A 25,149-nucleotide genomic window follows, 5' to 3' on the forward strand; every position below is an offset into this window, starting at 1 on the left:
CCTCACGCTTCCGGATGCGCGTCGCTGAGGAGGCTCCCGTCGGCGGGACGCCGATCCCAGGACGGCTTCCGCAGCGCATAGAACAGCAACGGCGGAGCACCGAGCACGACGATCACCAGACCCACGATCCACGGGTACGCGGCGGCCGGGAAGGCCGTGAACCCCTGCGGCGGGATGAAGGCGAGCACGAACGCCGCGAGGCAGGCGACGAAACCGACCCCGGCGACGAACGGCAGCGCCTTCACCCGGTACGCCCGCGGGACGTCCGGCGCCTTGCGCCGCAGCACCATCGCCGAGGCGAACATGAGCATGTACATGATGAGGTACAGGGCGGCGGCCATGTCGATCAGCGCGACGAACGCGGCGCTGACGTTGGGAACCACGATGAAGATCGCCGCGAGGATCGTGACGATCGTGCCCTGGAGCATCAGGATGCCCGACTGCACCCCGGCCTTGTTGCGCTTCTGCAGCAGCGGCGGCAGCAGTCCCGTCTCCGCGGCCGCCAGCACGCCCTTCGACGGACCGGCCACCCAGGTGACGACCGAGGCGAGGGCTCCGGCGGCGATGAGCGCCGAGACGACGGCGGTCGCCCAGCTCATGTCCCAGTGGTCGAAGTACTCCCCGAACGCGAGCATGATGCCGTTGGTCAGCCCGAGCTTCTTCTCGGGCACCGCGACCGAGATCGCGATGGTCGGCAGGATGAACACGAGCAGGATGAGACCGGCGGCGAGGAACACCGAGCGCGGGTAGCCCTTGCCCGGGTCCTTCATCTGGTTCACATGGACGGCGTTCACCTCCATACCGGCGTACGCGAGCACGTTCGACACGATGAGCACGATGGAGGCCAGGCCCGTGAACGGCGGGATGATCGCCGAGGCGTCCAGCGGCACCTGGCTCTTCTCCCCGCTGAACACCCAGATGGCCCCGAACACGATCAGCATGATCGCCGGGAGCACCGTACCGAGGATGCCTCCCCAGGAGCCCAGCTTCGCGAAGAGGTCGCCGCCGCGGAGGGTGACCAGGGTGGAACCCCAGTAGAAGACGATGATGATGACCGCGGTGAAGAACCCGGAGCTGGACAGCGAGGGATCAAGGAAGACGAAGGCGAGAGCGCCCGCGACGAACGCGAGCTGCGTGGGGAACCAGACCACGTTCTGGATCCACTGCAGCCACACCGCCGTGAACCCCCAGCGGTTACCGAGGGCCTCCCGCACCCAGACGTACACGCCGCCCTTCCACCCGGTCGCCAGTTCGGCGGCGACGAGGGCGGTGGGGATGAGGAAGACGATCGCCGGGATGATGTACAGCGTGACGCTGCCCAGACCGTAGATCGCCATCGCGGGAAGGGACCGCAGGCTCGCCACGACGACGAGCGTGAGGAGGGCGAGCTGGCCGACGCCGAGGACGGCGACGGCGGGACGGGAGACCTGCGGCGTCGAGGCCGCACCGGTCGCACCAGACTGCTGCGCAGACATATCGGCCTCCTCAGTGGTGGAACGCGGAGTCGGGCTGTTCGGCGGGCATGGGGGCCTCCAGGGCGTCGAGGTACGCGACCTCGGCCTTGATCGTCTCCAGCAGCTCCGCGGCGAGGTCCATGCTCAGCCCGTTGCGGACGACGATGCGCTGCACCGTGAGGTCTTCGAGATCCGCGGGCATCGGGTAGGCCGGGACGAGCCAGCCGCGCATCCGGAGGCGGTCCTGCAGGTGATAGAGCGTCCACTTGTCGGTGTGGCCCTCCTTCAGGCGCCACGCGAACACCGGGATGTCGCTGCCGTCGTTCCACAGCTCGAACGCATCGAGCTGACCGATGCCCGCCGAGAGGAACTTCGCCACGTTCTGCGACGCCTGCTGGACGGCGCGATACCCCTCGAACCCGAGGCGGAGGAAGAGGTAGTACTGCAGGAGCACCTGGGCCCCGGGGCGGGAGAAGTTCAACGCGAACGTCGGCATCTCCCCGCCGAGGTAGCTGACCTGGAACACGAGGGAGTCCGGCAGCCACTGGGCGTCGCGCCACACCACCCACCCGAGGCCCGGGTAGACGAGACCGTACTTGTGCCCCGAGGTGCTGATGGAGTGCACGCGCTCCAACCGGAAGTCCCAGACGAGATCGGGCTGGAGGAAGGGGGCGATCATCGCCCCGGAGGCGCCGTCCACGTGGATCGGGATGTCGAGACCGGTGTTCTTCTGGATCTCGTCGAGGGCGGCGGCGATCTCGGCCACCGGTTCGTACATGCCCGTGTAGGTGACCCCCATGATCGCGACGACGCCGATGGTGTTCTCGTCGACGTACTTGTCGAGGTCGTGGCCGTCGAGCGTCTTGTGCTCCTCGCTGATGGGCACGAAGCGCGGTTCGACGTCGAAGTAGTTGCAGAACTTCTCCCAGCACACCTGCACGGCGCTCGACATCACGAGGTTCGGCGAGGAGGCGTCCTTGCCGGCGGCGCGCCTGGCCCGCTGCCAGCGCCGCTTGAACGCGAGACCCCCGAGCATGCAGGCCTCCGAGGAGCCGATCGTCGAGGTGCCGATGCTGCGGCTGGCGTCCGGCGCGTTCCACAGGTTCGCGAGCATGTGCCAGCAGTTGTCCTCGATGGCGGCGGTCTGCGGATACTCGTCCTTGTCGATCATGTTCTTGTCGAAGGAGGCCATGTAGACCTGCTTCGCCTCGTCGTCCATCCACGTGCTGACGAAGGTGGCGAGGTTCAGGCGCGCATTGCCGTCGAGGATCGTCTCGTCCTCCACGATCTGCTTCGCGGTCGCGGGGAGCGACTCGCTGTCGGGGATCACATGCCGGGGGGCTACGGTGGCTTCCCCCGGGCGGGTGAACAGCGGCTGGTCGTCGGAGATGCTCATGGGACGTCCCTTCATTCGGTGTCACTTCGGCACTGCGTCGTTGAGGCGCGGTCTTCTGCGCACGCTAGACCTCTCCCCGATGGACTTCTAGGGTCTCTGGTCCTATGGGAGACCGGTCAGGCGGGACCGAGGATGAAGTTCCAGGCGCCGGTGGCGACCGCAGCGGCGATCGCGATCCCCGAGATCGCCGCGCCGACGGCGAGCAGGATCCACTCGGGGGCACCGAAGCGCGACTCCCGCGCCCACGTCCGCCGGACCGGCGCGCCGAACCCGCGGGCCTCCATCGCGGTCGCGAGCTTCGCGCCGCGGCGGATCGACAGCACCAGCAGCGCGAAGGCCATGCCGAGGAAGCGGCGGAGCCGCCCGCGGTCGGCGACGCCCCGCGCCCGGCGGGCGAGCTCCAAGGCGCGCCAGTCGTCGAGGAACAGGCCCACCATGCGGAGCCCGGCGAGCGCGCCGAGCACGAACCGGGCGGGTAGACGCAGGATCTGCCCGAGGCCGTCGGCGAGGTCGGTGGGGTCGACCGTGATGAACAGCACCACCGACGGCAGGGCGATCGCGAGCACGCGCAGCGTCGTCGCGAGGGCGAGGGCGAGCGAGCCCTCGCTGATGCGCAGCACGAACCAGTCGACGTAGACGGTGCCGCTCGTCTCCCCGTAGAGCGCGATGGTGAGACCGGTGAGCGGCGCCGCGAGCCACACCGGCCAGGTGCGCACCCAGAACTCCCGCCACCCGATGCCGGCGAAGAGGAACAGCACGGCCTCCAGCGCCAGCGCGACCGACGCCGACACCGGGTCGAGCGTGAGGATCAGCGGCAGGGCGATGAGGGCGCTGACGCCGAGCTTCGCGACCGGGTTGATGCGGGCGACCACGCCGGTGCGGGCGGGTGCCGTGGCGAGATCCGTCATGCCCGCACCCCCAGCGCGAACCGGGTGGCGTGCAGGGCGCGCGCCACGTCGAGGTCGTGGGTGATGGTGACGATGGCGGAGCCTTCGTCCCGGAGCACGGCGAGCATGGCGACGAGCTCGGCCCAGGTGCGGGCGTCCTGGCCGAAGGTCGGCTCGTCGAGGACGAGCACGCGGGGACGCGTGGCGATCGCCGCGGCGACGGTCAGGCGGCGCTTCTCCCCGCCGGAGAGCGTGTACGGGTTCGCGGCACCGAGGGCGGTGAGCCGCAGCCGCGCCAGCAGTTCGTCAACGCGCGCCGTGATCTCGTCCTCCGGGAGGCCGAGGGCCCGCGGGCCCACCGCGAGTTCGTCGCGGACGGTCTTGGCGAGGAGCTGGTGCTCCGGCTCCTGGAACACCATGCCGATCCGGGTCAGCAGGTCTCGGGACGCCCATCGGATCGGGGAGGCCTCCGCCCCCTGCTCGAGCGCCGGCGCGGCGGTCACCGCGCCGTCCGCCGGAGGCAGGAGACCGGCGAGCGTGAGGCCCAGCGTCGACTTTCCCGCCCCGTTGGGTCCGGTGATGGCGAGGGCCTCCCCGGCATGCACGTCCAGGTCGATGCCGTGCGCCACCGGGCGCCCCTTCACCCGCGCGACGGCCAGCTCGCGCGCCGACAGCAGCACCTCACCCGGACCGGCGAGTGGCGCCGGGGGCTCGGCGGGAGGGCGGCCGGGCACCCACACACCGTCCGCTGCGAGGCGCGCGCCCTGCGCACCGAGGACCTCGGCGGGTGGGCCGTCCGCGATCACGCCGCCGGCGCCGAGCACGATGACCCGGGTGAGCAGCGGCAGCCACACCTCGAGCCGGTGCTCCACGACCACGAGGGTCGCGGGCCGGACCGCCAGCATGCGCTCGACCGCCTCCCTGACCTCCTGCACGCCCTCCGGGTCGAGGTTGGCCGTCGGCTCGTCGAGCAGGACGAGGCCGGGCCGCATGGCGAGCATGCCGGCGAGGGCGAGGCGCTGCTTCTGCCCGCCGGAGAGCGCCTTCGTGGGGTGGTCGAGCGGGAGATCGAGCCCCACGGCCGCCAGGGCCTCCTCGACACGCGACCAGATCTCCGCGCGCGGCACCCCGAGGTTCTCACAGCCGAACGCGACGTCGTCGCCCGCTCTGGCGAGGATCACCTGCGAATCCGGATCCTGCAGGACGAGCCCGGACCGCCCCCGCGTCGCCACGGCCGGGGCGCCGTCGACGAGCAGCTCGCCCTCGCTCTCGCCCTCCTCCTCGCCGCCGAGCACGCCGGCCAGCCCGTGCAGCAACGTGGACTTGCCCGCACCGGACGCACCGAGCACGAGCACGCGCTCCCCGGACTCGATGCGGAAGGAGACGTCGCGCAGCGCCCAGGCGCGGCGACTCGCGTGCCGCCACCCCCACCCGCGCGCCTCGACGGCGGCGGGGGCGACCTCCTCCGCCGCCATCAGACGCGGACGCGCGCCTCGCGGCCGGACCCGAAGCGATCCAGCGCCCCGGTCGCCGCGATGCCGCGGGCGAGCACCCAGGAGAGGGCCCCGGCGATGACGGCACCAGAGACCACGGCGCTCACGAGGTAGATCACGGTGAACGCGGGGCCGGACCCGGCGTACCAGAGGATGAGGTTGTTGATGCTGCCCGCGAGCGCGGCGCCCGCCCCGGCGAGGATCGCGACCGGCAGCGACCAGCGGCGGTAGAAGAACAGCAGGAAGATCAGCTCGGCGCCGAGGCCCTGCACCAATCCGGCCTCGATCGTGAGGAATCCGCCCCACTGGTTGCCGACGAGCGCCGACACCACGGCCGCCAGCGTCTCGACGTAGATCGCGGCCCCCGCCTTGCGGATGATGAGGCCGCCGAGAACGCCGGCGAACAGCCACGGACCGTCCAGGAGTCCCTGCAGGCCGGGGAGCAGCGGCTCCAGCAGAGCCTTGGGGCCGAGGTAGCCGACGTTCCAGGCGAGGAAGATCAGACCGGCGGCGACACCGAGGACGCTGGCGACGACGATGTCGACGATGCGCCACCGCAGATAGCCGCGTGCCGGAGCGGTCGTCGTCTTCGCGGACGGGGACGTGGACGTGGACGTACTCATGTGAACTCCTCCCTGCGCTGGCATGACCCAGATCAGGTTCGACGGTCGAAGCGCGATTCGCTCCCTCTCAGCCCGGCTCGCCGGACTCCCGTGGTTGTGGTGACGATTCTACCGCTTTCCGTCCGCGCGTCCGGAGCCCTGCACGGCGGATTCCTGACGGGATTCGGTACCGTAAGCGAGTGACCGCTTCCGATCCCCCCGCCGAGGCGTCCGTCGGCGTCGGCGTCGACGCCCGGCCCGACCGCACCGCACCGGTGCCGACGAACCCCGCCGCCACGGAACCCGCCGTCGACGCGGACGACTCCGCCCCGGCGAGCGAGGACAGCGCCGCCACCGGCACGGTTGCCTGGGCCGATGCCTCCGCACCGGCCACCGCCCTGACCTGGGTCGACCCCGATGCGGTCGCCGCCGGCTCGTCGACGCCCGACTTCGACGCGTCGCCCGACGCGGAGGGCACGACGGGACTGCTGCGCGACGCCCGGCTGCGTCCGGCGATCGCCGGCCCTGGCCTGCTCCTCCCACTCGGGGTGCTCGCCGGCCTCGTCGCCTCCTACGCGGGCACCACGCTGCTCTGGCCGCTGCACGAGATCCCTCCGACCGTCCAGGCCGTCGAGTTCACCCCCGTCGCCGCCCCCACCGCGGCACTCGCCTGGCCCGCCGTCGGTGACGGCGCCGTCGGGATCACCGGCATGACCACCGCCGCTTCCACCACCGCGCCGGTGAGCATCGCGAGCATCACCAAGGTGGTCAGCGCGCTCATGGTCCTGGACCGCCTGCCGCTGGCCCCCGGGGAACAGGGCCCGGAATTCTCCTTCACGTACGCCGACAGCGTCCGCTACTGGGACTACCGCATCTCCGACCAGTCCGCGCTGGACGTCCCTGTCGGCGGGGTACTGACGGAGTACCAGCTGCTGCAGGGGACGCTGCTGGGCTCGGCCAACAACTACATCGACCGGCTCGCGACGGAGATCTGGGGGTCGAACCGCGAGTTCGCCGCGGCCGCGGAGCGCTGGCTCAGCGAGCGGGGCCTCTCCGGGATCACCGTGGTCACACCGTCCGGATTCGACGAGCGCAACGTCGCCACCCCGGAGGCCCTCGTCGCGCTCGGAGAGGTGGCGATGCGGAACCCGGTGTTCGCGGAGATCGTGGGCACCCGCTCGGTCGACCTCCCGGGCGCCGGCACCGTCGTCAACACGAACGGGATGCTCGCCGACCCCGGTGTCGTCGGCATCAAGACCGGCACGCTCGTCGGGTGGAACCTGCTGACCGCCAAGGACGTCACGGTCGGCGACTCGACGGTCCGGCTCTACGCCGCCGCGCTCAACCAGGAGGACGACGACGCCCGCCTCGCCCTCACGCGCGCCCTGTTCGCCCAGACCGAGGCCGCACTGCAGGCCCAGGGCCCGGTGGTCCCCGCCGGCACCGTGGTCGGGCGCGTCGCGACCGTGTGGGGGGAGAGCGTCGACGTCGTCACGGGTGCGGACGCGGATGTCGTGCTGTGGAACGGCGCGACCGCGACCGCGTCCCCGCAGTTCGACCTCGGCGAGGAGCGGGAGGCGGACGGCACCGTCGGCACGCTCACCACGACCGGCCCCATCGACAGCACCGAGACCGCGCTGGTCCTCGACGAGGACGTGGAGGGTCCGAGCCCCTGGTGGCGGCTCACGCACCCGCTCGAGCTCCTCGGTATCACCTCCGCCGACTGACTCCGCATGCACGACGCCCCGCTCCGGTCCGGAGCGGGGCGTCGTGCCTGATGCGGGTCAGGGGCGAGGCGTCGTGCCGTCCGCGCCGTCCTCCAGCAGCGCCTGCGCGGCGGCGGTCTCGGCCGCCGGCACCTGGGCACCGACCGCGGCCCCGGCCGCGGCGGCCGCCGCCTGCGCCTCGGCGCTCCCGTCCTCCTCGGCCTCACCGGTCACGACGACGGGAGAGGATCCGGTGAGCGCGGCTTCCGCGTCGAGATCCGTCGCCGCCTGCTCGAACTGCGACTGGTACAGCCGCCAGTACGCACCCTGCGCGGCGATGAGTTCGTCGTGCGTGCCCTTCTCCACGATGTCGCCGTGCTCCATCACGAGGATGAGGTCGGCGTCCCGGATGGTCGACAGGCGGTGCGCGATGACGAACGAGGTGCGCCCCTGGCGGAGCGCGGCCATCGCGTGCTGCAGCAGCAGCTCGGTGCGGGTGTCGACAGCGGACGTCGCCTCATCGAGGATGAGGATCGACGGCTGGGCGACGAACGCCCGGGCGATCGTGATGAGCTGCCGCTCTCCGGCGGAGACGTTCGAGGCGTCCTCGTCGAGCACGGTGTCGTATCCGTCCGGCAGCGCGTGCACGAACCGGTCGACGTACGTCGCCTTCGCGGCGGCGAGCACTTCCTCGTCTGTCGCGGTCGAGCGACCGTACCGGATGTTCTCGCGGATGCTCCCGGCGAAGAGCCACGGGTCCTGGAGCACCATTCCGGTGCGGGACCGCAGCTCGTCGCGCGTGATGGTCGAGATGTCCTGACCGTCGAGCGTGATCCGTCCGCCGCTGAGCTCGTAGAACCGCATGATGAGGTTGACGAGCGTCGTCTTGCCGGCACCCGTGGGGCCGACGATCGCGACGGTCTGCCCCGGCTCCACACGGAACGACAGATCGGTGATGAGCGGTCGCTCCGGCGAGTACGAGAACGAGACGTTCTCGAACTCGATCACGCCCTCCCCCTCCCGGAGCGCGGGAGCGTCGGGGTCGTCGGCGTCCTGTTCGTCGGCATCGAGCAGGTCGAACACCCGCTCGGCCGACGCGGTGCCGGACTGCACGACCGCGGCCATGCCGCCGAGTTCGGACAGCGGCTGCGTGAACTGCTGCGAGTACTGGATGAACGCCTGCACATCGCCGAGGCGCAGCTGCCCGTTGGCGACCATGAGGCCGCCGAGCACCGCGATGCCGACGTAGGTGAGGCTGCCGACGAAGGTCATCGCGGGCATGATGATGCCCGAGAGGAACTGCGCCTTGAAGCTCGCCTGGAAGAGCTCCTCGTTCTCGGCCTTGAACTTGTCCAGGGCGTCCTGCTCGCGGCCGAACACCTTCACCAGCGCGTGGCCGGAGAAGGCCTCCTCGACGCGGGCGTTGAGCCGGCCGACCTTGCGCCACTGGGTGCCGAACGCCTTCTGCGACCGCGGACCGATCACCCCGAAGATGACGGCCATGAGCGGCAGGGCGACGAGCGCCACGAGGGCGAGCTGCCACGAGATCGAGAACATCATCACCAGCACGCCGATCACCGTGAGCACGGCGGTCAGCGCACCCGACAGCGACTGCTGCATGGTCTGGGTGATGTTGTCGATGTCGTTCGTCACCCGCGAGATGAGCTCACCACGCTGCACCTTGTCGAAGTACGACAGGGGCAGGCGGTTGATCTTCGCCTCCACGGCCTCGCGCAGGCGCCACATGGTGCGCACCATGATGACGTTGATGACGTAGCCCTGCAGCCAGCTGAGGAACGCGGCGACCACGTAGATCGCCAGGACCGCGGCGATGACCCAGCGCAGCGCATCGAAGTCGATGCCGTCGCCGACCCGGAAGTCGCCGAGGGCGGCGACCTGGTTCGCGAAGTCGGTCTGTCCGGCGTCGCGCAGCGCCTCGGCCACGACGTCCTGCGGCGTCCCCGCGGGGAACCCGGGGAAGTCGCCGCTCGGCTGACCGAGCTGGATCGAGATGAAGCCGCGGTAGACGATGTTCGTCGCCTCGGCGAGCACCTTCGGCGCGGCGACGGTCAGGACGACGCCGATCGCTCCGAGGATCGACACGAAGACGAACCACACGGCGGAGGGCTTGAGCAGCCCGATCATCCGGGCGAAGCTCGCCCCGAAGTTGTCGGCCTTGCCCGGCGCGACGCTGTCCCAGGATCCGGAGTTCTGCCGCGCCTGCTCGGCAAGGTCGGCCTCGTACTGCTCCTCGGGGGTGAGCTCCCGCTCGACCGCGGGAGCCGTGGCCTTGCCCCGACCGCGGCGGCGCGGGTTCCCCGCCCCCTCGTTCCCTGACCCCTGGGTCCCTGACCCCTGGGTCCCTGAGCTTGTCGAAGGGTCCTGCGCGCTCATGCGTCCACCCCCAGCTGCGACTCGACGATCTCGCGGTAGGTCTCGCTGCTCTCCAGCAGCTCTTCGTGGGTGCCGACGCCGACCATGGTCCCGCCCTCGAGCACGACGATGCGGTCGGCGTCGGTGATGGTGGAGACGCGCTGCGCGACCACGATCTTCGTCACGTGCGGGAGCTCTCGCCAGAGCGCCTGCCGCAGGCGCGCGTCCGTCGTGAGGTCGAGTGCCGAGAACGAGTCGTCGAACACGAGCACCTGCGGCCGGTGGACGATGGCCCGGGCGATCGCGAGGCGCTGTCGCTGCCCGCCGGACACGTTGGTGCCGCCCTGCGCGATGCGGGATTCGAGGCCGTCCGGCATCTCCTCCACGAAATCGCGCCCCTGCGCGATCTCCAGCGCGTGCCAGAGCTCCTCGTCGGTGGCGTCCTCGCGGCCGTAGCGGAGGTTCGACGCGACGGTGCCCGTGAACAGGAACGGTCGCTGCGGCACGAGGCCGATGCTGTCCCACAGCGCTTCGACGTCGGCCTCGCGCACGTCGGTGCCGCCGACGTGCACGGACCCGCCGGACACATCGAACAGGCGCGGGATGAGCGAGACGAGCGTGGTCTTGCCGGACCCCGTGGAGCCGACGATCGCGACGGTCTCCCCGGGCTCCGCGGCGAAGCTGATACCGGTGAGCACGGGGGCGTCAGCGCCCGGGTAGGTGAACTCGACGTCGTCGAAGGCGACGGCGCCGGGAGCGGGGAAGGCGGTGACGCCGTTCGCCGGACGTGTCATCGTGGATTCGGTGCCCAGCACCTCGCCGATGCGCTCCGCCGAGACGGCCGCGCGCGGGATCATCATCGCCATGAAGCTCGCCATGATGACACCGCCCATGATCTGGCCGATGTACTGCATGAAGGCGAACAGCGTGCCCACCTGCACGGTGCCGTTGTTGACCTCGATGCCGCCGAACCAGATCACGGCGACGACGGTGACGTTGAGGATGAGCATGAACAGTGGGAACAGCAGCACGAACAGGGAGCCCACCTTGCGGCCGACGACCATGATGTCGGTGTTCGCGCCGCGGAAGCGTTCCTCCTCGATGCGCTCGCGGACGAAGGCCCGCACCACGCGCACGCCCGTGAGCTGCTCGCGCATGATGCGGTTCACGTTGTCGAGCTTGCCCTGGTAGCTGCGGAACAGCGGCACCATGCGGCCGATCACGAGGGCGGCGAGCAGGAGCAGCACCGGCACCGAGACGGCGATCAGCCAGCTGAGTCCGGCGTTGGTCTGCACGGCGAAGATGATGCCGCCGATCGCGAGCAGCGGTGCCGTGACCAGCATCGTCGCGCCCATCATGGCGAGCATCTGCACCTGCTGCACGTCGTTCGTGTTGCGGGTGATGAGGGATCCGGCGCCGAACTGCGAGACCTCGCGTTCGGAGAAGCCGCTGACCTTGCCGAACACGTCGGCGCGGATGTCACGCCCCGCGCCCATCGCGGCGCGTGCGGCGAAGTAGGTGGCGATGACCGAGGCCACGATCTGGCCGAGGGACACGGCCAGCATGAACAGGCCGGTGCGCCAGATGTACGCGGTGTCGCCCTGCGCGACGCCCTTGTCGATGATGTCGGCATTCAGGCGGGGCAGGTAGAGGGTGGCGGCGGCGCTGGCGAACTGGAAGACCAGCACCGCGACGAGGAGCCACTTGTAACGGGACAGATATCGGAGGAGGAGTTTTCCCAGCACAGGCGGACTTTCTAGGAAGGAGGAGGCGGCGGGTCTCCCGGCAGGCGGATGCCGACCGACGACGGGCCATAGGACAGGGTGCCACGAAGCGGTGACATTCGGATCCCCCTCCGGAGGGACCTTCGCTCACAGCGAACCGCTCCATGTATCACTCGCCTGACACAACTTGTGATAGACATGTGACACAAAGAACGGAGTCCGACATGCCGAACGCCACCCTGCCCGACATCGTCGGCGCGATCCTCTCCTCGCCCGCCGTCTCCCTGCTCCTCGGAATCGTGGTCGCCGCTCTGGTCTCCGTGACGCCGTGGTGGCGCACGCGGCGTGTGCCCGCGGCACGCCTCACCGGCGACGGGGCCCTCGCCCTCGCCGCGCGCCACACCCCCGAGCGCCGCCTCCTCGCCGTCGGCGCTCTCGCCGTCCTGGCGACGGGGGTGACCGTGGAGGTGCTCGCGCGGCACGTGCTCACGCTGAGCGGCCAGGTGTCGTGGTGGCGGTACGCCGCTCCGGTGTTCTCCGCCGCCGCGGTCCTCGCCGTGCTGGCGCTCCTCATCACGATCCGACGGGTCCGGGGCACGACGCGACCGGTGGTCACCGGGGCGCGTCGGACCTGGCTGTCCTTCCGCCCCCGCGTCGGCCTGCCGGCCGCAGGCCTCTCCCTGCTGGCGCTCGTCCTCACGACGATCGCAGCCGGCTGCGCCTCCTCGAACATCCACGGCGGCCCGTTCGTGTTCCTGGAGATCCCCGCACCGAACACCGACGTCGACCCGATACGGGTGTGGTTCTTCGGATGGGCCTACGGTATTGCCGTGCTGATCTGCTGCGCGCTGCTCGCCGTGTCCGCCGTCTGGGCGCTGACGGCGAACGCGACGCGTCCCTTCCTCCGCGCGGAGACCGTTCCGGCCGAGCACCACGAGCGCGCCCGGATCGCCGCAGGCATCGCGCAGATCGCGACCGGGGGCGTCCTCCTGACGCTGGCCACCGCGTGGCGGTTCATCGGGGACGCGGGCCGGATCGGCCCCCTCACGATCGAGGACGCGGGCACGTTCGAGACCGTCTGGCGCTACGCCGACATCGCGGGCGCGGCCGGCGCTGCCGCCCCCGTGCTGGAGGTGGTGGCCGTCGCGCTTCTGGTGCTCTCCGCGCTGTCGATGCGATCGAGCGCTCCCGGCGGCCGCGCGGGCGGGTCCGCGGTCTCGCCGCTGCAGACGGAGGGGGCCCGATGACGCCGCGCGCTCCGCTGGCCGGCGCCGACGACGCCCTCCCGGCCCTGGACATCTACCGGCAGTTCCGCGGCCTGATCGTCTCCGGGCGGCTCGGAGCCGGGGAGCGCCTGCCCTCGGTCCGGCAGACGGCCAGCGACCTCGGCGTCGCCCCCGGTACCGCGGCGCGCGCCTACAAGATGCTCGAAGCCGACGGCCTGGTCGTCTCCCGCACCGCCGCCGGCACGCGCGTCTCGGAGTCGGCGGCCCTGCTGCCGGCCCCGGTCATCCGAAAGATCCGTGATCTGGTCGACGTCGCGCAGGACGCGGGGGTCGACGCCGGCGACGTGACCGACGTCCTCCGCACGATCTGGCGCTCCCCCCACCTCGACGACGGGCGCCCCGACGCCCTCTCCGGCGAGAGCTGACGACGAGTCAGAACAGCGCGGGCTGCGGGACGTACGTGCGGGCCGGCGCCCCCGCGTCGGGCCCGAGCTCGGCGAGCGAGGCGGGCTGCCACTGCGGGTTGCGGTCCTTGTCGACGAGCTGCGCGCGGATGCCCTCGACCAGATCGGGGTGCTCGTTCACGAACCACATCACCCGTCGGTACTCGCCCTCGAGGGCGGCCCGCACGCCCGGCATGCCGCGCGCCTCGCGCACCGCGTCGAGCGTGACGACGAGGCCGGTCGGGGCGAGACCGTCGAGGAGGTCGGCGATGGCGGCGGCCTCCGTCGTGCCGAGCGCGTGGAGGCGGTCCAAGATCTCGGGCACGCTCGGCGCCGCGAACGCGTCATCGATCCAGGCCCGTGCGGCGGGGAGGGTGGACGGCTCCGGCGTCTCGTCGAACAGCAGCACGATCTCGCTGGGGCCGGTCGGATCGGCCCGATACGCCAGCGCTTCGCGGAGCGCGTCGAGACGGTCGGAGGGGACGACGTGGTCGGCGAAACCTGCATACACCGCGTCCGCACCGTTCATCGTCGCTCCCGTGAGACCGAAGTACTCGCCGAGCCGTCCCGGCGCCCGGCCGAGGAGCCAGGTCCCGCCGACGTCCGGCGTGAAGCCGATCCGCGTCTCCGGCATCGCGAGCTTCGAGCGCTCCGTCACGATGCGGATCGCGGCGTGGCCCGCGAGCCCGATGCCGCCGCCCATGGTGATGCCGTCGGCGAACGCGACGACCGGCTTCGGGTACTCCGCGATCATCGCGTTCATCGCGTACTCGGCGCGGAAGAACTCTGCGGAACGCTCCGGGTGGCCCGACACGATCTGGCTGTGGAGGCGGCGGACGTCGCCGCCGGCGCACAGGCCGCGGTCCCCCTCCCCGTCGATGAGGACGATCTGCACGTCGGAGTCGTCGCGCCACGCGACGAGTGCCTTCGTGATCTCCGCGATCATGTCCTCGTCGAGGGCGTTGATCGCCTCGGGACGGTTGAGGGTGAGCCGCCCGAGCGCTCCTTCGGTGCGGATGAGGACACGGGGCGCGGTGGGGGTATCGGTCACGGGTGCCAGGCTACCCCGTCGCGTGAGGCCGGATTCCGCACGAAATGCGGGTTCCGGGGCGGTTTTCCGGCAGGATAGGGGGAACTGTTCATCGCAACGAGAGGTCCCGGATGCCCGAAGGACAGGTGCTCGAGTTCACGAATGTGACGAAGCGCTTCAACGAGGTGACGGCCGTCTCGGACTTCTCCGCACGTGTCGAGCCGGGAGCGGTCACCGCCTTCCTCGGCCCCAACGGCGCGGGCAAGACGACGACCCTGCGCATCCTGCTCGGCCAGGTGCGCGCCACGTCCGGCACGGCCACCGTCGGCGGCGTCGCCTACCCCGAGCTGCGTCAGCCGCTGCGCACGATCGGCTCGGTGCTGGAGGAGACGGCCTACCGTCCCCGTCGCACGGCCAGCCGTCAGCTCACCATCGCCGCGAAGGCCAACGGCATCCGCCTCGCCCGCGTCGACGAGGTGATCTCGCTCGTCGGCCTGGAGGGAGAGGCGGACTCGCGGATCGGCGGATTCTCGCTGGGCATGCGACAGCGCCTCAGCGTCGCGCACGCCCTCCTCGGCGACCCCGGAGCGCTGGTCTTCGACGAGCCGGCCAACGGACTCGACCCGGAGGGCATCCGCTGGATGCGCCTGCTCATGCGCCGCCTCGCGGACGAGGGTCGTACGGTGCTGGTCTCCTCGCACGTGCTCAGCGAGATCGAGCAGGTCGCCGACCACGTCCTCGTCCTGTCCAAGGGGCGGCTCGTGCTGTCGAGCGGCATCGAGACGCTGGCCGACCCGGCCGGAGGCGCCGTCGTGGTCGACGCCGTCGACCGGCCCGGCCTCACGACCGCTCTCGTCGCCGCCGGCTTCGACATCGAGGTGCTTCGGTCCGGCCTGACCGTACGCGGGACCGATGCGAGCCGCGTGGGCGCCGTCGCGGCGGACGCGGGCATCGCCCTCACCACGCTCGTGCAGCGGGGTCCGACGCTCGAGGACGTCTTCATCGACCTCATGCGCGGCGGCCGCTTCGACACCACTCCCGCGCTCGCACAGCCCGCGTCCGCAGCGACCGATATGTCGGACGACGCGACCTCGGACGAATCGACCACCGACGAAGCGACCACCGACGAGGCGGCAGCCGGCGTCGCGGCGTCCGCCCTCGCCGCCGGTGGCTCGGCGGCACTCGCCGACGACCTCAGCACGGACACGCCCGCGGAGACCGCGACCGCCGACCCGGCGGCCGATGATGATCCGGAGGACGACGCCACCCGCGTGGTGCCCGTGATCGACGACACCGTCGCACCGGAACCGGCGCCGACCGAGGACGCGGAGCCCGAGCCGGCCGAGACGCGCTCGTTCGACGACATCGTGTTCGGCACCCCGGCCCCCGCCTCGGCCGTGACGGAGTCACCGCGGCGTTCATTCGCGGCCCTGTTCGCGACGACGTCTGCCGAGACCCCCGACGACGCGTCTTCGACCACCGCGGATCCCGACGCCGCGGATCCCGCGACCGAGGCGGACGCGACGCCCGCCGACGCAGACGCCGTCCCCGAGGACGACACCGCTTCCCCCGATGGCGCCGTGTCCCCCGATGGCACCGCCTCGCCCGATGGCGCCGACTCGCACGACACCGATCCATCCGACGAGGAGCCCGCCCCCGGCGACGGTCCGGTCAACACCGACGACGAGGCTCCGGCGACGGACGACCCGACCGCGGAGACCGCGCCGGAAGCCACGGACACGAACGAGGAGGAGCCCGCGGGGGTGGAGTTCTTCTCCGACCTCGGCGGCGCGCCGTCCGAGGACGGCGCGGCCGTCGAGAACGCCGAGGGATCCGAGCCGGGCGAGAACGCCGGTGAGTCCGCGTCGTCCGAGCCCGCCACGGACTCCGCGGACCACGAGGACGACGACCCCCGTTCGGCGGCCGTGAGCTCGATGCTGGCCGCCGCCGCCCGCGCCTACTACGAGGACGAGCCGCGCGACTACCCGCTCGCCTCCGCATCGGAGGAATCCGGCGAGGAGAGCGCGCAGTGGAGCGTCGCGGCGACCGGCGTCATCGACACGGTCCCGCTCGCAAGCGGGCCGTCGCCCGAAGGACAGGAGGGCTCGGCGTCCGCCGACGCCGCCGAGACCGCGCCCGCGCCCGCGCCCGCGGACGAGCAGCACCAGGACGAGCAGCCGCAGGACGAGCAGCCGCAGGACGAGAACCACGGCTGAGCCCCGCTGACAGACGAACGCCCTCCCGGTGGTCCGGGAGGGCGTTCGTCATGAAGGGTCAGGCCGGGCGCGGCCGGATCACCGGGCGGCGGCTGCCCCTGGAGACGGGGGTGGGGGACGTCGCGACGATCTCCTCGACGGTGGTCGGCTCCTCCGAGACGGGGAGGCGAAGCGCCTGGGTCAGTGCGAGACCGTGCCGGGTGGTGAGGATCAGCCGGTTGTACTGCGGGTCGCCCTCGAGGTCGACGACCACGCTCGGGCGACGGCGGCGGATCAACACGAAATCAAGGCTGCCGGCGGCCTTCCAGCTTCCGGCGGCCAGCACACCGGGGATGTGCGTGCCCGGGTTCGGGACGCCACGGAGCCAGGTCCAGGCGTCGTCGGTGAGCTGCACCTTGGTGATCGTGTCGCGCACGATGCGGACGTTCTCTCGATGGAAGGTGGCGGCACGTTCGATGGGCGAGAGCACGACCTCGAGTTGCGTCTGATCCAGCAACAACGTCACCATGCCCCCAGTCTGCCAGCGCCGTCCTTCCGGTTGGCTGGAAGTTGCTCACAGGAACGCAACGATCCCTTGTCGGAATCCCCCACGTCCAGCCCTCACGGCTCCTCCGCGAGGGCAGCCTCCCACGCAAGAACAGGCGCCGCCGCGCGCGTCAGCCTGACTCCGCGCGAAGGCCTGATGCCGATGACCTTCGGGCCTGCAGGCGTTCGCGGGAGATCAGGCAACGGTGTCCAAGGGTTCCTGTCCCCGCGCGGGTGCCTGTTCTCACGCGAACAAGCCTCGCGAACGAGCCTCGCGGGCGTCCGCGCGAGCAGCCGTCAGGGGCGCGCGGTGGCGGCGGCCTCGGCGGCGTGCGGCAGGGCGGCCTCGATGCGCTGGAGCTCGTCCTCGCCGTGCGCGGCGGTGAGGAACCAGGCCTCGAAGACGCTCGGCGGCAGCGCGACGCCGTGCTCACGCATCGCGTGGAAGAACGCCGCGTACCGGAACGACTCCTGCGCCTGCGCCTCGGCGTAGTCGCGCGGGGCGGAGGCGCGGAACGAGGCGCTGAAGAGGTTGCCGGCGGAGGCGAGGGCGTGCGTCACTCCGGCCTCGGTGAGCGCGCGGTCGAGAGCCGACGACACCCGGGCGGCGGCGGCATCGACCGTGGCGTAGACCTCGGGCGTGGCGAGTCGCAGCGTGGTCAGGCCCGCGGCCACCGACAGCGGGTTCCCGGACAGCGTGCCCGCCTGGTAGACGGGGCCGAGCGGCGCCAGGAGGTCCATGACCTCGGCGCGGCCGCCCAGAGCCGCCAGCGGCATGCCGCCGCCGACGACCTTCCCGAAGGTGAGGATGTCGGGCAGGTAGTCCTCTCCGGACTGTGCCTGGAGCCCCCAGAACCCGGCCGGGTGCACCCGGAAGCCGGTGAGCACCTCGTCGAGGATCATCAGCGCGCCGTGGGCGTGGGCGGTCTCCGCGATGAGCCGGTTGAAGCCCGGCAGCGGCGGAACGACCCCCATGTTCGCGGACGACGCCTCGACGATGACCGCGGCGATGCGCGGGCCGTGCTCGGCGAAGACCGCGGCGAGCGCCTCGGGGTCGTTGTAGCGGATCACGAGCGTCTGGGCGGCGATCGGCGCGGGCACGCCCGCCGAGCCGGGGAGGGCGAGCGTGGCGACCCCGGATCCCGCCTCCGCCAGAAGGCCGTCGGAGTGACCGTGGTAGTGCCCGGCGAACTTGACGAGCAGATCGCGCCCGGTGGCGCCGCGCGCGAGGCGGATCGCGGTCATGGTGGCCTCGGTGCCCGTCGACACGAGACGGACGCGCTCCACGGGACGGATCTCGCCGAAACGGACGCGATCCGCGATGAGGGCGGCGAGCTCGACCTCCCCCTCCGTCGGGGCGCCGAAGGAGAGCCCGCGGGTCGCGGCCTCCTGCACCGCGGCGACGACCTCGGGCTGCGCGTGCCCCAGCAGCGCGGGGCCCCAGGACGCGACGAGGTCGACGTACTCGCGGCCCGCGGCGTCGGTCACCGTGGCTCCGCGCGCCGAGGCGAGGAACCGCGGCGTCCCGCCGACCGACCCGTAGGCGCGCACCGGAGAGTTCACCCCACCGGGGATCACCGCTCGGGCGGCAGAGAAAAGGTCGTCATTGCGGTCGGTCATCGCGGCTCCTCCGTGATGCACGGAACTCTCCCGGCATCCCTTCCAGGCTAACCCGCCGCGTCTCCCCCGGAGGCCGCCGGCAGGCAGCAGGACGGCTCAGCCGCGCAGCCAGCGGGCCGCCTCGGTGGCCCAGTACGTCAGCACCGCGTCGGCGCCCGCGCGGCGGATCGACAGCAGCGACTCGAGGACCGCGGCGCGCCGATCGATCCAGCCGTTCGCGGCGGCGGCCTCGATCATCGCGTACTCACCCGACACCTGGTACGCCCACACCGGGACGGTCACGGCGTCGCGCACCTCGCGGAGCACGTCGAGGAAGGCCATCGCCGGCTTCACCATGACGATGTCGGCGCCCTCATCCTCGTCGACCAGCGCCTCCCGCACGCCCTCGCGGCGGTTGCCGGGGTCGAGCTGATACGTGCGACGGTCGCCCTGCAGCTGCGAGTCCACCGCCTCGCGGAACGGCCCGTAGAACGCGCTCGCGTACTTCGCGGCGTACGCCAGGATCAGGGTGTCGGTGAATCCTTCGGCGTCGAGCGCCTGACGGATCACGGCGACCTGGCCGTCCATCATCCCGGACAGCCCGAGCAGCTGCGATCCCGCACGCGCCTGGGCGAGGGCCATCGAGGCGTACCGCTCCAGGGTCGCGTCGTTGTCCACCGAGCCGTCGGCGGCGAGGACGCCGCAGTGCCCGTGATCGGTGAACTCGTCGAGGCAGAGGTCGGTCTGCACGACGAGCGCATCGCCGACCTCGGCCGCCAGCGCCTCGGTGGCGACGTTCAGGATGCCCTGAGGGTCGTCCGCGCCGGAGCCGCGGGCGTCGCGGACCGCGGGAACGCCGAACAGCATGACGCCGCCCACTCCGGCCTCCGCGGCCTCTGCGGCGGCCGCTCGCAGCGAGTCGATCGAGTGCTGGGCGACGCCGGGCATCGACCCGATGGGGACCTGTTCGCTCAGGCCCTCGCGGACGAAGAGCGGGAGCACGAGCTGACGCGGCTCGAGGGAGGTCTCGCGCACGAGGTCGCGGACGGCGCGCGACTGACGCAGTCGGCGCAGCCGGATGTCGGGGAAGCTCACGGCGCGAACTCGTCTGCCGCGTGCGGGAGGGTGAACTGCGAGACGGCCTCGATCAGCGCATCGATGGTCTGCCGGTCGGCGACCACCGAGACGGGCAGGCCGGCGCGCTCGGCATCCTTCGCCGTGCGCGGGCCGATGGCGGCGAGGAGGGTCTCGTCCGGGATCTCGGGGAACTGCTCCCGCACCTGCTCGGCCACCGAGCCGCTGGTGATGAGGATCGCGTTGATGCGTCCGTTCTCGACGTCGCGGCGGATGCGCTCCGTCACCGGGACGCCGACCGTGCGGTAGGCGACGACGCCATGCACGTCGTGTCCCGCCTCGGACAGCAGGATGCTGAGGACGGGCTTGGCGATCTCGCTGCGCAGCGCCAGGATGCGGCGGGGCTCGTGCTCGAGGGCGATGAGCTGCTGCGCCATGCCCTGCGCGGAGTTGTCCTGCTCGGGGACGAGGGCGACCTCGTAGCCGACCGCCTGCAGCGCCGCGGCCGTCGTCTCACCCACGGCCGCGATCTTCGTGGTCTTCGGCACGACGGCGCGGTGGGCGAACAGCACGTCGACCGTGGTCGCGCTCGTGACCGTCAGCCAGTCGAACTCCCCGGCCGCGAGCTGCTCCAGGGCCCGGTCGAGGGTCGCCTGGTCCGTCGTCGGAGCGAAGTTGATGAGCGGGGCGACGACGGGGACGGCGCCGAGCGCCCGGAGGCTGGCGGCGACGCTGTCGCCCCAGGGCCCGCCACGGGGCACGAGGATGCGCCAGCCGTCCAGCGGTCGGTCCTGCTTGCTTTCAGAAGTGGTCATGACAATTCGGATTGCTCTTGAGGGACGAGGTCGGCCGCCCCTTGATCGAGCAGCCGACGGGCAACAGCGAGCCCGAGCTCACGCGCTGCGTGCATCGGGTCTGCACCATCGGCAGCATCCGCACCATTGCCACTGCCGTTCCGATGAATATACTCCCCGTTCAGGGCTTCCGTGACGTCCAAGCCGATTCGCCGACCGCCGTCCGGGGCGTAGACGACCGTCCTGACGCGGATCTCGGACCCCTGGACCACCGCGTGGGCCGCCATGGGGGCTTGACAACCGGCGTCCAGTCCCTCCAGGATTGCCCGCTCGACGGTGATCGCGAGTCGTGTCTCCGGGTGATCCAGCGCCGACAGCGCGGTGCGCAGTTCCGCCGGCGCATCCGCACGGGTCTCCACCGCGAGCGATCCCTGTCCTGGCGCGGTCGGCCACTCGGCCAGGCCCAGTTCCTCCCGGTGCAGCGGCGAATCGGTCCCCAACCGCGAGAGCCCGGCGGCCGCGAGGATGACGGCATCCAGCTCTCCGGACGTCACCCGCGCGAGGCGGGAGTCGACGTTGCCGCGGATGTCCACCACTCGGGCGCGCGGAGCACGTCGGTGCACCTGCGCGATGCGCCGCGGGGAGCCGGTACCCACCGCGCTCCCTGCGGGCAGCTCGTGCAGCGGGACACCGTGACGGGTGAGCACCACATCGCGGGCATCCTCCCGTCGGGGCGTCGCCGCGATCACGAGCGACTCCGGCACGGCCGTCGGAAGATCCTTGAGGGAGTGCACGAGGAAGTCGCACTCGCCCGCCAGCAGGGCCTCGCGGAGACGGGTGGCGAAGATGCCCAGGCCGCCGATCTCGGACAGCGAGGCGCGGTTGGTGTCGCCCTCGCTGGTGATCGGGACGAGCTCGACGCGGCGGCCCGTGACCTTCTCGAGAGCGGCGGCGACATGACCGGACTGCGCCTGCGCGAGCGCGCTGCGGCGGGTACCGAGACGGAGGGGGGTGCTCATGGCGATTACTGCAGCACGTCCGCGATCTCGTCGAAGCGCAGGCGGCGCCCCGTGTAGAAGGGCACCTCCTCCTTCACGAACATGCGGGCGTCGGTGTAGCGGAGGTCGCGCATCATGTCGACCAGATCGGTCAGCTCATCGGCCTCCAGCGGCAGCAGCCACTCGTAGTCGCCGAGGGCGAACGAGGCGACCGTGTTGGCGACGACGCCGGTGAACGCGGCGCCCTTGCGACCGTGGTCGGCGAGCATCGCGCGACGCTCGCCCTCCGGCGCCAGGTACCACTCCGGCGTGCGGACGAACGGGTACAGGCAGAGCCAGTCCTTCGGCTCGATGCCCCGGAGGAAGCCGGGGACGTGCGCGCGGTTGAACTCCGCGTCCCGGTGCACGCCCATGACGTTCCACACCGGCAGGAGCGAGCGCAGCATCTCGGTGCGACGCAGGCGGCGGAGCGCCTTCTGCAGCTCCTCAGCAGTGTCGCCGTGCAGCCACACCATGAGGTCGGCATCCGCCTTGAGCCCGGAGACGTCGTAGAAGCCGCGGACCGCGACGCCGGAGTCCTCGATGTGGGAGACGATCGACTCGAGCTCGGTCGCGTCGTTCTCGGTGACAGGGGCGTCGGGATTGCGTCGCCAGACGGCCCAGAGGGTGTAACCGGACGGGTTCTCTTCGCGCAGCTCGGACATGATCCCAGTCTGCCCCCTTTGCGGAGGAGCCGCTAATCAGGGGAATACCGCCACACCCGGGGGCGAGGGGGCGGGTCAGCGAGCGATCGCGCGGGCGATCGCCCACACGGCGCCGCCGACCGCGGCCGCGATCCCCACCGTCGCCGCGATCGCGGCGGCGGGGTTGCGGTCCGCGAACGCCCGCGCCTTGACGGCGGCGCGCGCCGACGCCTTCTCGACGCGTCGGGGGATGTTGCCCTTGACCTCGATGGCGGCGAGCGCCGCCTTCAACTCCGCCCGCGCCGAGGCGACGGGATCAACGATGCCCGCGGGGACCGCGGTGCGCGGCAGGGACTCAGGGGTGCTCATCGCCGGCCTCCTTCACGATACGGATGTCCTCGGCCACGGCCTGCGCCGGGTTCTGGCGGCGGAGCACCTTGCGGAACTTCAGGATGCCGAGCAGTGCGAACAGCAGCACGGCGACGATGAGGATGCCCAGCACCGCCAGCGCGGACAGCCACACCGGCCACCACGACGACAGGCCCGCGATCGCGAACACGAGGATCACGGGCACCGCCCAGAACAGGAAGAACAGCGCGACGAGGAACCAGACCGAACCGATCCCCGCGTCCTTCGCCGTGCGCGACACCCAGGCCTTGGCCGCGTCGATCTCGGCCTTGACCAGGTTGGTGACGAGCTCGGGCAGGTCGCCGAGCAGCGTCAGCAGGCTGTCGTCGGCGCGATCCCGGTATCCGCGGGGCATGTCAGTCGTCGGACTTCCGCGGAGCGGGCTTCTTCGCGGCGGGCTTGGCCGCCGGCTTCTGGGCCTCGGCCGCGCGCTCCTTGACCTCGTCGACCGCGTCCTCCGCCGCCTCCGAGATCTCCTCCGCCGCGTCCTTGCCCGAGGCGATGACCGCGTCGAGCTTCTGGCCGGGGGAGCCGTCACCCGTGACCGACTTGACGATCTTCACGGCACCGGTCCAGACGGCACCCGGAACCGCGGCGGCCTTGTCGCCCACGAAGCCCTTGACCTTGTCGACGCGCTCCTGCACCGGGTCCGTGTTCCAGACCTTCAGCCACTGCGTCTTGATCTGCTCGTAGCGCTCGCGTCCTGCGCGGGTGCCGAGCACATAGCCGACGCCGAGTCCGACGACGAGTCCGATCTTCCCCTTCATGGGGTCTCCTCACGTTGTTCCGGCTGTGGTCCGTCCCGGGGGACGCCGATCATCCGCGTCTCCGCCGCGATCAGGTACCCAGCGTAACGCCGTATGCCGATTTCGGCATCAATCGATCAGAGGGTTGACACGGAGCCGCGGAGCGCACTCGCCCGGTCGTGCACTCAGTCCCAGAGGAGGGCGCGGCGGAGGCGATCCGCCTCCCCGGTCGCATCCGGCACGACCTGGGCGAGCCCGGTGCCGGCGAGCCACGCGCCCACCGCAGCCAGACCCGGAACCGCCTGCACGGCCTCCCGCGCCGCCGTCCGACGCTCCCCGGATCCGATGATGGACGCCGGCTGCGCCTGCACGAACCGCCCCCGATGTCCGGCGAGGACCTGGTCCGCCGTGAGGGGCACGCCGAGAAGGGTCGACGCCTCCCGGCGGGCGAGGTCGATCGCCGCCTCGTCGTCCATCGACGCGGTGACCGCCGGCTCCCCCTGCGCGCCGAACGAGACGCGGACGACCTCACGATCGCCGGCGGCCTCGCGCACCCAGGCCCACTTGGCTGTCGAGTGCGTCAGCGCCTTCGCCGTGTGACTGTGCGGCACGGTCAGCACCCCCGTCCCCCGGGGCGGCGTGCGCAGCGCCGGGGCGTCGAGGAGGAGCGTCACGATCTCGATCTCGGGCGAGGGGGCGGGCTCCGCCGCCGCGAGGGCGGGCACTGCCTCCGCGAGCAGCTCGCGTGCGACCTGCTCGGACGTCGCGACGATCACTGCGTCGGCGGCGATCTCCGTCTCCGACGACTCCTCCTCGTCGGTGTCGCCCGCCGGCTCCTCGACGACGACACGCCAGCCGGTCCCGTCGGTGGCGAGGCGGCGCACCGCGACGGCCGTGCGCACAGTCGCGCCGAGTTCCTCCAGGTCAGCCGCGAGGGCATCGACGAGCGCGCTCATCCCGCCGACGAGGCCTTCGACCGCGGCACCCGGCGTCTTCGCCCCGGCCGCGGCGTTCTCACCGCGGAGAGCCAGCACCGCGCCGGACAACGACCCGACCCGGGTGAGGGCGGCGTTCAGACCGGGGGCGGCGACGTCGATGTCGATGTCGTCCGGAGAGGCCGAGTACACACCTGTCGTGACCGGGGCGACGAGACGGTCGCGCACCTTCTCGCCCATCCGCGAGGCGACGAGACGCCCCAGGCTGAGCTGGTGCCCGATCGTGAGCGGCGGGCGGACGCGGTCGAGGTACGCCCGCCAGGCGCCGGACCAGCCGATGATGCGGCGGACGTCGTCCTGGAACGGGTTGCCCGGGATGCCGAGGATGCCGCCGACCGGGAGCGGCGCCGCCCCACCGCCCGGGAGCCCGGCGAGCCAGGCACCACCGGCCTGCGGTGTGACGACGCGATCCGTGAGTCCGAGGTCGTCCACGAGAGCCCGGACGTACCCGCCCTTCGTCGCATAGCTCTCCGCTCCGGCATCGAGGACGACACCGTCCAGGTCGACCCGCCGGATCACACCGCCCAGGTCGTCCGCCGCCTCGAGCAGCGTCACCCGCATGCCGACCTTCGCGCATTCACGGGCGGCCACGAGTCCGCCGACGCCGCCGCCCACCACGACGACGTGCGTCCGTGCGGCACGGGCGGCCAGGTCGGCCGGTTCTACGGAGGATGATGCGGGGCCGGGGCGCTCGGAGCTCATGCCCCCATCCTTTCACCGCCACCTGTGCGTCGAATCGCCCGATTGGCCGGGAAATCACCGCGGATGGGGCCGGGT

At 71.6% G+C, this 25,149-nt stretch carries 22 protein-coding genes and 1 riboswitch; of the genes, 4 read left to right on the forward strand and 18 right to left on the reverse strand.

Annotated elements, in window-relative coordinates; translation table 11 throughout:
- Nucleotides 1–2 precede the first annotated feature (2 nt).
- The 5 genes from KAF39_RS02810 to KAF39_RS02830 form a co-directional block, all read right to left on the reverse strand.
- On the reverse strand, nucleotides 3–1,475 hold the full coding sequence (locus KAF39_RS02810; protein WP_246878211.1) for an amino acid permease: 1,473 nt from the start codon (nucleotides 1,473–1,475) through the stop codon (nucleotides 3–5).
- Nucleotides 1,476–1,485: 10 nt separating this feature from the next.
- Entirely contained in the window at nucleotides 1,486–2,850 is a 1,365-nt protein-coding gene (locus tag KAF39_RS02815) for a glutamate decarboxylase (RefSeq protein WP_246878212.1), read from the reverse strand.
- A gap of 116 nt (nucleotides 2,851–2,966) precedes the next feature.
- Nucleotides 2,967–3,758, reverse strand: coding sequence for an energy-coupling factor transporter transmembrane protein EcfT (locus tag KAF39_RS02820; RefSeq protein ID WP_210675863.1), 792 nt, complete (start codon nucleotides 3,756–3,758; stop codon nucleotides 2,967–2,969).
- Nucleotides 3,755–5,212, reverse strand: coding sequence for an ABC transporter ATP-binding protein (locus KAF39_RS02825; RefSeq protein WP_210675864.1), 1,458 nt, complete (start codon nucleotides 5,210–5,212; stop codon nucleotides 3,755–3,757). The genes KAF39_RS02820 and KAF39_RS02825 overlap by 4 nt, the downstream gene beginning before the upstream one ends.
- A complete protein-coding gene (locus KAF39_RS02830; RefSeq protein WP_210675865.1) occupies nucleotides 5,212–5,853 on the reverse strand; it encodes an ECF transporter S component in 642 nt (213 codons plus the stop codon). Before KAF39_RS02830 ends, KAF39_RS02825 begins: the two co-directional genes overlap by 1 nt.
- A riboswitch (TPP riboswitch) is annotated at nucleotides 5,846–5,955 on the reverse strand. It overlaps the preceding gene by 8 nt.
- A gap of 77 nt (nucleotides 5,956–6,032) precedes the next feature.
- Here KAF39_RS02830 and KAF39_RS15880 point away from each other — a divergent pair.
- Nucleotides 6,033–7,559 (forward strand): D-alanyl-D-alanine carboxypeptidase family protein, encoded by a 1,527-nt coding sequence (locus KAF39_RS15880; RefSeq protein WP_210675866.1) that lies wholly within the window; start codon nucleotides 6,033–6,035, stop codon nucleotides 7,557–7,559.
- 57 nt (nucleotides 7,560–7,616) lie between these two features.
- Here KAF39_RS15880 and KAF39_RS02840 read toward each other — a convergent pair whose 3' ends face one another.
- Both KAF39_RS02840 and KAF39_RS02845 read right to left on the reverse strand, forming a co-directional pair.
- Nucleotides 7,617–9,932 (reverse strand): ABC transporter ATP-binding protein, encoded by a 2,316-nt coding sequence (locus KAF39_RS02840; protein ID WP_210675867.1) that lies wholly within the window; start codon nucleotides 9,930–9,932, stop codon nucleotides 7,617–7,619.
- Nucleotides 9,929–11,656, reverse strand: coding sequence for an ABC transporter ATP-binding protein (locus KAF39_RS02845; RefSeq protein ID WP_210675868.1), 1,728 nt, complete (start codon nucleotides 11,654–11,656; stop codon nucleotides 9,929–9,931). Before KAF39_RS02845 ends, KAF39_RS02840 begins: the two co-directional genes overlap by 4 nt.
- A 203-nt stretch (nucleotides 11,657–11,859) precedes the next feature.
- Here KAF39_RS02845 and KAF39_RS02850 point away from each other — a divergent pair, with 203 nt between their 5' ends.
- Nucleotides 11,860–12,882, forward strand: a complete 1,023-nt coding sequence (locus tag KAF39_RS02850) for a hypothetical protein (protein ID WP_210675869.1) — start codon at nucleotides 11,860–11,862, stop codon at nucleotides 12,880–12,882.
- Entirely contained in the window at nucleotides 12,879–13,286 is a 408-nt protein-coding gene (locus KAF39_RS02855; protein WP_210675870.1) for a GntR family transcriptional regulator, read from the forward strand. The genes KAF39_RS02850 and KAF39_RS02855 overlap by 4 nt, the downstream gene beginning before the upstream one ends.
- 7 nt (nucleotides 13,287–13,293) lie before the next feature.
- Here KAF39_RS02855 and KAF39_RS02860 read toward each other — a convergent pair whose 3' ends face one another.
- Nucleotides 13,294–14,355, reverse strand: coding sequence for an enoyl-CoA hydratase/isomerase family protein (locus KAF39_RS02860; RefSeq protein ID WP_210675871.1), 1,062 nt, complete (start codon nucleotides 14,353–14,355; stop codon nucleotides 13,294–13,296).
- A gap of 110 nt (nucleotides 14,356–14,465) precedes the next feature.
- Between KAF39_RS02860 and KAF39_RS02865 the strand changes: the two genes are divergently transcribed.
- Complete coding sequence (locus KAF39_RS02865) at nucleotides 14,466–16,550, forward strand: ATP-binding cassette domain-containing protein (protein WP_210675872.1); 2,085 nt, start codon at nucleotides 14,466–14,468, stop codon at nucleotides 16,548–16,550.
- A gap of 58 nt (nucleotides 16,551–16,608) precedes the next feature.
- Here the strand turns inward: KAF39_RS02865 and KAF39_RS02870 are convergent, their stop codons facing one another.
- The 10 genes from KAF39_RS02870 to hemG all read right to left on the reverse strand — a co-directional run bounded on the left by KAF39_RS02870 (nucleotide 16,609) and on the right by hemG (nucleotide 25,074).
- A complete protein-coding gene (locus KAF39_RS02870) occupies nucleotides 16,609–17,058 on the reverse strand; it encodes a hypothetical protein (protein ID WP_210675873.1) in 450 nt (149 codons plus the stop codon).
- 314 nt (nucleotides 17,059–17,372) lie between these two features.
- A complete protein-coding gene (locus tag KAF39_RS02875; RefSeq protein ID WP_210675874.1) occupies nucleotides 17,373–18,695 on the reverse strand; it encodes a glutamate-1-semialdehyde 2,1-aminomutase in 1,323 nt (440 codons plus the stop codon).
- A gap of 96 nt (nucleotides 18,696–18,791) precedes the next feature.
- Nucleotides 18,792–19,769 (reverse strand): porphobilinogen synthase, encoded by a 978-nt coding sequence (gene hemB, locus KAF39_RS02880; RefSeq protein ID WP_210675875.1) that lies wholly within the window; start codon nucleotides 19,767–19,769, stop codon nucleotides 18,792–18,794.
- The gene (locus tag KAF39_RS02885; protein ID WP_025104869.1) at nucleotides 19,766–20,563 is read right to left on the reverse strand and encodes a uroporphyrinogen-III synthase; all 798 of its coding nucleotides are present in this window, start codon (nucleotides 20,561–20,563) and stop codon (nucleotides 19,766–19,768) included. Before KAF39_RS02885 ends, hemB begins: the two co-directional genes overlap by 4 nt.
- A complete protein-coding gene (gene hemC / locus KAF39_RS02890; RefSeq protein ID WP_210675876.1) occupies nucleotides 20,560–21,561 on the reverse strand; it encodes a hydroxymethylbilane synthase in 1,002 nt (333 codons plus the stop codon). Before hemC ends, KAF39_RS02885 begins: the two co-directional genes overlap by 4 nt.
- Before the next feature lie 5 nt (nucleotides 21,562–21,566).
- Complete coding sequence (gene hemQ / locus KAF39_RS02895) at nucleotides 21,567–22,247, reverse strand: hydrogen peroxide-dependent heme synthase (protein WP_210677923.1); 681 nt, start codon at nucleotides 22,245–22,247, stop codon at nucleotides 21,567–21,569.
- A gap of 72 nt (nucleotides 22,248–22,319) precedes the next feature.
- Nucleotides 22,320–22,592, reverse strand: coding sequence for a hypothetical protein (locus KAF39_RS02900; RefSeq protein WP_025104872.1), 273 nt, complete (start codon nucleotides 22,590–22,592; stop codon nucleotides 22,320–22,322).
- Nucleotides 22,579–22,986, reverse strand: a complete 408-nt coding sequence (locus KAF39_RS02905) for a phage holin family protein (RefSeq protein ID WP_210675877.1) — start codon at nucleotides 22,984–22,986, stop codon at nucleotides 22,579–22,581. Before KAF39_RS02905 ends, KAF39_RS02900 begins: the two co-directional genes overlap by 14 nt.
- A gap of 1 nt (nucleotide 22,987) precedes the next feature.
- Nucleotides 22,988–23,398: a hypothetical protein gene (locus tag KAF39_RS02910; protein WP_210675878.1), complete on the reverse strand. Its 411-nt coding sequence runs from the start codon at nucleotides 23,396–23,398 to the stop codon at nucleotides 22,988–22,990.
- Between the two features lie 164 nt (nucleotides 23,399–23,562).
- Nucleotides 23,563–25,074 (reverse strand): protoporphyrinogen oxidase, encoded by a 1,512-nt coding sequence (hemG, locus tag KAF39_RS02915; protein WP_210675879.1) that lies wholly within the window; start codon nucleotides 25,072–25,074, stop codon nucleotides 23,563–23,565.
- Between the last annotated feature and the right edge of the window lie 75 nt (nucleotides 25,075–25,149).

This window comes from Microbacterium sp. BLY (genome assembly GCF_017939615.1).
GTDB lineage: Bacteria > Actinomycetota > Actinomycetes > Actinomycetales > Microbacteriaceae > Microbacterium.

Bases quoted from the DNA above. Each gene is read 5' to 3' on its own strand.
- KAF39_RS02810 (WP_246878211.1), bottom strand. From the start codon at position 1,475: ATGTCTGCGCAGCAGTCTGGTGCGACCGGTGCGGCCTCGACGCCGCAG.
- KAF39_RS02815 (WP_246878212.1), bottom strand. From the start codon at position 2,850: ATGAGCATCTCCGACGACCAGCCGCTGTTCACCCGCCCGGGGGAAGCC.
- KAF39_RS02820 (WP_210675863.1), bottom strand. From the start codon at position 3,758: ATGACGGATCTCGCCACGGCACCCGCCCGCACCGGCGTGGTCGCCCGC.
- KAF39_RS02825 (WP_210675864.1), bottom strand. From the start codon at position 5,212: ATGGCGGCGGAGGAGGTCGCCCCCGCCGCCGTCGAGGCGCGCGGGTGG.
- KAF39_RS02830 (WP_210675865.1), bottom strand. From the start codon at position 5,853: ATGAGTACGTCCACGTCCACGTCCCCGTCCGCGAAGACGACGACCGCT.
- KAF39_RS02840 (WP_210675867.1), bottom strand. From the start codon at position 9,932: ATGAGCGCGCAGGACCCTTCGACAAGCTCAGGGACCCAGGGGTCAGGG.
- KAF39_RS02850 (WP_210675869.1), top strand. From the start codon at position 11,860: ATGCCGAACGCCACCCTGCCCGACATCGTCGGCGCGATCCTCTCCTCG.
- KAF39_RS02855 (WP_210675870.1), top strand. From the start codon at position 12,879: ATGACGCCGCGCGCTCCGCTGGCCGGCGCCGACGACGCCCTCCCGGCC.
- KAF39_RS02865 (WP_210675872.1), top strand. From the start codon at position 14,466: ATGCCCGAAGGACAGGTGCTCGAGTTCACGAATGTGACGAAGCGCTTC.
- KAF39_RS02870 (WP_210675873.1), bottom strand. From the start codon at position 17,058: ATGGTGACGTTGTTGCTGGATCAGACGCAACTCGAGGTCGTGCTCTCG.
- KAF39_RS02875 (WP_210675874.1), bottom strand. From the start codon at position 18,695: ATGACCGACCGCAATGACGACCTTTTCTCTGCCGCCCGAGCGGTGATC.
- KAF39_RS02885 (WP_025104869.1), bottom strand. From the start codon at position 20,563: ATGACCACTTCTGAAAGCAAGCAGGACCGACCGCTGGACGGCTGGCGC.
- hemC (WP_210675876.1), bottom strand. From the start codon at position 21,561: ATGAGCACCCCCCTCCGTCTCGGTACCCGCCGCAGCGCGCTCGCGCAG.
- KAF39_RS02900 (WP_025104872.1), bottom strand. From the start codon at position 22,592: ATGAGCACCCCTGAGTCCCTGCCGCGCACCGCGGTCCCCGCGGGCATC.
- KAF39_RS02905 (WP_210675877.1), bottom strand. From the start codon at position 22,986: ATGCCCCGCGGATACCGGGATCGCGCCGACGACAGCCTGCTGACGCTG.
- KAF39_RS02910 (WP_210675878.1), bottom strand. From the start codon at position 23,398: ATGAAGGGGAAGATCGGACTCGTCGTCGGACTCGGCGTCGGCTATGTG.
- hemG (WP_210675879.1), bottom strand. From the start codon at position 25,074: ATGAGCTCCGAGCGCCCCGGCCCCGCATCATCCTCCGTAGAACCGGCC.